The organism is Frankia sp. R82 (assembly GCF_023716925.1).
Lineage (GTDB): Bacteria > Actinomycetota > Actinomycetes > Frankiales > Frankiaceae > Frankia.
In genome coordinates this window covers 1-5,821 of the sequence record NZ_JAMQQG010000255.1, presented here as the reverse complement: position 1 = coordinate 5,821, position 5,821 = coordinate 1, and the positions used below count along the sequence as shown (strand labels likewise).

At 70.4% G+C, this 5,821-nt stretch carries 1 protein-coding gene; it reads left to right on the top strand.

Going from position 1 to position 5,821, the window contains the following annotated elements:
• Positions 1–19: 19 nt before the first annotated feature.
• A partial coding sequence (locus ND747_RS19750; RefSeq protein ID WP_308204661.1) for an SDR family NAD(P)-dependent oxidoreductase occupies positions 20–5,821 on the top strand: 5,802 nt, incomplete at its 3' end.

The window sequence follows — 5,821 nt, the reverse complement described above, 5'->3', positions numbered from 1 at the left end:
GTTGGCCGACCGTGCTGGTGTGTGGGTCGCGGCTGTTAACGGACCGCGAGCTGTGACGGTCTCCGGTGAGCAGGCGGTTGTTGAGGAGATCGTTGCGCTTGCGACGGCGGGTGGGATTCGGGCGCGGCTTCTGCCGGTTAGTCATGCGTTTCATTCGCCGTTGATGGATCCGATGTTGGAGGAGTTCGCCGCTGTGGCGGCCGGCGTCGCCTACCGGGAACCGTCGGTGGCCGGACGGCGGGAGTGGATGTCCCCGGAGTACTGGGTGCGGCAGGTCCGTGAACCGGTTCGCTACGCCGATGCCCTTTCCCATGCGCTCACCCAAGCCGCGAGCGGCGGTTTCCTGGTGGAGATCGGCCCGGACGGGAGTCTCACCTCGCTAGCTCGGGCTGGCGACCATCCGGTCGCGGCGGCCGTCGCGTTCTCGCGCCGGAACCAGCCCGAAGTGGCTGCCGCCGTCGCCGGGCTGGCGGAGCTGTGGGCTGTTGGGGGGCCGGTCACCCGGACCGCCCTGGCCTCGCTGATCCCGGGCGCCCAGGTGCCGGGTCGGGTGGTCCCGCTGCCGACCTATCCGTTCCAACGCGATCGTTACTGGCTCACCCCCAACCCCGCCGCCGGTCAGGTGGCGGGCGGGCATCCGTTGTTGGGCACGGTCGTGGAGGTGCCCGGGGGGGTGATGCTGGCTGGGCGGGTGTCGCTGAGTACGCATCCGTGGTTGGCCGACCACGTGATCGCCGGTGCGGTCGTGGTTCCCGGTGCGGTTCTGGTGGAACTCGCGATCAGCGCGGGAGATCGGATCGACTGCCCGGTGCTGGATGAGCTCATCATCCACGCGCCCCTGCCGATCCCGGCGTCCGGAAGCGTCGAAATCCAGGTCCACGTCACCGAGGAGCCGGATCCCAGCGGCCGTCGGCAGGTCCTCGTTCGCTCCCGCCTGTCCGGGACGGAACGCTGGCGATCCAACGCCGAAGGCTTCCTCGCACCCGCCTCTTCCGCCGGCCCCGACGACCTGCGGGCCTGGCCGCCGCCGGGAGCTCACCCGATCCCCGTCCAGGACTTCTACGAGAACCTCGCCGACCACGGATACGCCTACGGGCCGTCGTTCCAAGGTCTGACAGCGGCCTGGACAAGTGATGGGGTGATGTTCGGCGAGGTCGCTCTCCCCGAGGACACCGAGATCGACGTGTCGGGGTACGGGATCCATCCCGCCCTCCTGGACGCCGCTCTTCATCTGTCGATGGCGGCGACACCACCGGGCGACACCGGCAGCGTGCTGATGCCGTTCGCGTGGAACCACGTCGCCCTGCACGCCACCGGTGCCACCGCCCTCCGGGTCCGCGCCACTCCAGGCCCCGGCGGCCTGACGGTGGACCTCGCGGACACGGCCGGTGACCCGGTCCTGACCCTGGGAGCCCTGACCACACGGCCCGTCGCCGCCACCGACCTCACCGCCGCGGGCACCGGGAGAGGGGGCGGCGAACCGCTGATGCTGGCGGTCGACTGGACCCCGCTCCCCGTCCCGGCCCCCGGTGACACCGCCACTCCGGCCGCCGGGACGGCGGACGAGGAGATCGGCGCGGTGATCACGGATGCGGCGGATCTGGAGGCGCTGGGCGAGGAGGCACCGGGGTGGCTGATCCTGGATGCGGACCCGCTGATCGCCGACGCCGTCAGCGCCGAGTCCAACGCCGTTCCCGGCGCGGGTGAGCCGGCGCGGGTGCGTGTGGTGCTGGCACGGGTGCTGGAGGTGCTGCAGGCCTTCGCGACCGAGCCGGCTCTGCGGGAAACCCGGCTGGCCGTGGCGGTGCGGGAGGCGGGCGCCGACCCGGTGGCGGCCGCGGTCGCCGGGCTGACCCGCTCGGCCCAGTCCGAGAACCCCGGCCGGATCCTGCTCGCCGATCTCGGCCGACCGGACCCCGGCACGGACGCCGTGGCGCTCGCGGACCTCGCGGGATCGTTCGGACGCACCGTGGCGGCGGACAAGTGGGAGATCCGGCTCCAGGACGGGCAGATCGAAACCCCGAGGCTGATGCGCGCCGCCGACGACCGGCTGGAGCTGCCGGCCGACGCGTGGGTGCTGTCGGCGTCTGCGGCGGCGACGGTCGAGGAGGTGACGGCGGTTCCGTGGCCGGCGGCATCCGAGCGGCTGGAGGCGGGGCAGGTCCGGGTCGGGATCCGCGCCTGCGGCGTGAACTTCCGCGACGTCCTCGTCACGCTGGGCATGATCCCTCCGATCGCGGGGGCGGGGCTGCGGCTGGGCGGCGAGTGCGCGGGCGTCGTCCTGGAGGCCGGACCCGATGTCGTGGATCTGGTCCCCGGGGACGAAGTCACCGGTATCGGCATGGTGATCGGACCGACGGCGGTCGTAGACCACCGGTATCTGGTGAAGGTCCCGGACGGCTGGACCCCCGAACAAGCGGCCTCGATGCCGGTCGCGTTCCTGACCGCCTGGTACGCCTTCACCGAACTGGCCACCGTCCGAGCCGGAGACACCGTCCTGGTCCACGCCGGTGCCGGAGGCGTCGGCATGGCCGCCATCCAGCTCGCTCAGCACCTCGGTGCCGAGGTCTTCGCCACCGCCAGCCCCGCCAAGCACGACCTTCTGCGGAGTCTCGGACTCGACGAGGACCACATCGCCAGCTCCCGCGACGGCGACTTCGAACAGCGGTTCCTCACCGTCAGCGGCGGACGCGGCATGGACGTGGTGCTGAACTCCCTCTCCGGTGAACTGACGGACGCGTCCCTGCGGCTCCTGCCCAGAGGCGGCCTGTTCCTCGAAATGGGCGTCACCGACGCCCGCCGCCAGGACGAGACCGAAGCCGCCTACCCCGGGGTGGCGTACCGGGTGTTCTACCTGCAGGAACTGGACCCGGCACTGATCCAGCGGATGCTGCTGGATCTGACCAGGCTCTTCGAGGCCGGGCACCTGACCCCGCTGCCGTTGACCGTCTGGGACGTCCGCCACGCCCGCGACGCGTTCCGTCACATGTCCCAGGCCAAGCACACCGGCAAGAACATTCTGCGGCTTACTTCCACGACCGGGACGGAGGGTCTGGGTGCGGGTTGTGTGGTGGTGACCGGTGGGACCGGGATGTTGGGTGGCCTCGTGGCCCGGCATCTGGTCGCCGTGCATGGTGTGCGGAGTCTGGTTCTGACCTCACGGAGGGGCCCGGCCGCCGAAGGAGCCGGGCAGTTGCGGGCGGAGCTGGAGGCGGCTGGCGCTGACGTGCGGATCGTGGCCTGTGATGTGGCTGATCGTGATCAGGTGGAGGCTTTGCTGGCCGGGGTTCCGGTGCCGCTCAGCGGGGTGATTCACACCGCCGGGGTTCTGGATGACGCGGTTCTGGGTGGGTTGACTCCGGAGCGGTTGGACGTGGTGTTGCGTCCGAAGGCGGATGCGGCCACGCATCTGGATGAGCTGACCCGCGGGCTCGGGTTGGCGGCGTTCGTCGTGTTCTCCTCGGGCGCGGGGGTGCTGGGTACTCCGGGGCAGGGAAACTACGCGGCGGCGAACTGCTATCTCGACGCTTTGGCCGCCAGGCGGCGGGCGGCTGGTGAGGCTGCGGTATCCCTGGCCTGGGGTTACTGGGCTGAGGCGAGCACGATCACCGGGCATCTGACTCAGGCTGATCTGGCCCGGATGAGCCGGGCAGGGATCGGCGCGCTGGACGCCGAAGACGGTATGGCGCTGCTGGATCAGGCCCTCGGCTCCCGGCATGCGATGCTGGTTCCGATGGCGCTGGATCTGGCGGTGCTGCGCCGTCAGGACGGCCCGGTCCCCGGCTTGCTGCGAGCACTGACGGGAACCCGGCACCGCGCCGCCGCCAGCGGTGCCGCCGCGGACGCGCTGCGGTCGACGCTGGCCGGGATGGCGCCAGCGGATCGGGCCCTCCATCTGGCCGCGTTGGTGCGTGCTGAGGCGTCGGTCGTTCTAGGCGGCGCGGGTCGGGATCTGGTCCGGGTTGACCAGGCGTTCAACGACGCGGGCTTCGATTCGCTGACCTCGGTGGAGCTCCGTAATCGCCTGACCGCCTTGGCTGGGATGGCGTTGCCCGCGACGTTGGTGTTCGACTACCCGACTCCATTGGCGCTGGCTGATTATCTGCTGGGTGAGCTGGTCGGTGTCGCTCCCGCACACGCCGCGATGCCCGTGGCCGCGACGGTTACGGACGAGCCGGTGGCGGTCGTGGGCCTGGGATTGCGGCTGCCCGGTGGTGTGGACAGTCCGGCGGCGTTGTGGGAGCTGCTGTCCTCGGGCACGGATGCGGTGGGGGAGTTCCCCACCGACCGAGGCTGGGATCTGGGTGGCCTCTTCGACCCGGACCCTGACGCTGCCGGGAAGTCCTACGTTCGCCAGGGTGGGTTTCTTACCGACGCGACGGTGTTCGATGCGGGGTTCTTTGGGATCAGTCCGCGTGAGGCGTTGGCGATGGATCCGCAGCAGCGGTTGCTGTTGGAGACGTCGTGGGAGGCGCTGGAGCGTGCGGGGATCGCCCCGTCCTCCCTGCGGGGCCAGCGCGTGGGCGTCTACGCCGGACTGATCGCCAATGCCTACCTCGCCACAGCCGACACCCCGGATCTCGAAGGTTTCCGAGCCACCGGCACCACCCCGAGCGTGGCGTCCGGGCGGATCTCGTATGTGCTGGGGCTTGAGGGTCCGGCGGTGAGTGTGGACACGGCGTGTTCGTCGTCGCTGGTGGCGTTGCATCTGGCGGCTCAGGCGTTGCGTGCGGGTGAGTGCTCGATGGCCCTTGCCGGTGGCGTGACCGTGATGGCCACTCCAGAATCCTTCGTGGAGTTCTCTCGGCTCCGAAACATGGCCCTCGACGGCCGCTGCAAGGCGTTCTCAGACACCGCCGACGGTGTGGGCTGGGGCGAGGGCGCCGGAATGCTCGTCCTGGAACGCCTGTCGGATGCTCAGCGCCTTGGGCATGAGGTGCTGGCCGTGGTCCGGGGCAGTGCGATCAACCAGGACGGCGCCTCCAACGGGCTCACCGCTCCGAATGGTCCTTCGCAGCAGCGGGTGATTCGTCAGGCGTTGGCGAGCGCCGGACTCGCACCGGCCGAGGTGGACGCGGTCGAGGCCCATGGCACCGGGACCACGCTGGGTGACCCGATTGAGGCGCAGGCGCTGTTGGCGGTGTACGGCGATCGCGGTGAGGGCGGGGAGCCGTTGTGGTTGGGGTCGGTGAAGTCGAACATCGGTCACGCCCAGGCCGCTGCTGGGGTCGCGGGGATCGTCAAGATGATCCTGGCGATGCGGCACGGGGTCCTGCCCCGAACCCTTCATGCTGAGACGCCGTCGTCGAAGGTCGACTGGTCGGCTGGCGATGTGCGGGTCCTGGCCGAGGAGCGTGAGTGGCCCTCGACCGGGCGTCCGCGCCGGGCTGGGATCTCCTCGTTCGGATTCAGCGGCACCAACGCCCACGTCATCCTCGAACAAGCCCCGGACCCGATCACCGTTGAGCAAGCGTCATGCCCCCCTGACGTGGAGGTGGGAGACGCTCCTGAGACGTCGGGTGTGGTGCCGTTGGTGGTGTCGGCGCGGTCGCTGGAGGGCTTGCGGGCCGCTGCCGGGCAGCTGGCCGACTTCCTCGAACAGCAGCCCGTGTCGAGCTTGGGCGATGTGGGTCGGGCATTGTTGACGGCTCGTTCGGTGTGGGAGTTCCGGGCTGGAGTCGTGGCCGCGAGCCCGGATGAGGCGGTGGCGAAACTCCGTGCGGTGGAGCGGGCCGTTGACGTGGATGCAGTCGTGGCCGGGACGTTGCGGCGTGATGAGGATGAGTCGGCCAGGTTCGTGCAGTCGATGGTCGACGTGTGG